Source organism: Streptomyces jumonjinensis (genome assembly GCF_009600885.1).
Taxonomy (GTDB): domain Bacteria; phylum Actinomycetota; class Actinomycetes; order Streptomycetales; family Streptomycetaceae; genus Streptomyces; species Streptomyces jumonjinensis.
Genome location: NZ_VCLA01000167.1, coordinates 99,805 through 100,206, shown reverse-complemented (window position 1 = coordinate 100,206; position 402 = coordinate 99,805). Strand labels below are relative to the sequence as shown.

Genomic DNA, 402 nt, shown 5'->3' with positions numbered 1-402 from the left:
GTGTGAGGCGGTGGCCGGGGGTCGGGTGCCGGTGTTGGATCCGGTGGGTACGTCGTTCCGTCGTTGGTCTGGGGTGTTGGCCGGTGAGGCGGTGGCCGAGGGTCGGGTGGCTGAGCTGCCGGAGTGGGTGGGGTTGCTGGGTGGGGTGGAGCCGTTGTTGGGGCGGCGGGCTCTGGACCGCGAAGCGGACACGGCACGGACACAGCGTCGTCGGTCCTGGGTGGTGCCGTCCGAGCTGGCTGCGGTGCTGGTGGGACGGACACCCGCTCTGTTCCACTGCGGGGTGCATGAAGTCCTGCTCGCCACCCTGGCCGGTGCGATCGGTCACCGGCGGCCTGAAGCCGCTTCCCGTTTGGTGGATGTCGAGGGGCATGGGCGTGGGGCGTTGGGCGATGTGGATCT

The 402-nt window shown here is 70.4% G+C and carries 1 protein-coding gene; it reads left to right on the top strand.

The features are described from left to right. Positions 1-106 precede the first annotated feature (106 nt). On the top strand, positions 107-402 hold a 296-nt coding region (locus FF041_RS39310; protein WP_228388595.1), incomplete at its 3' end, for a condensation domain-containing protein.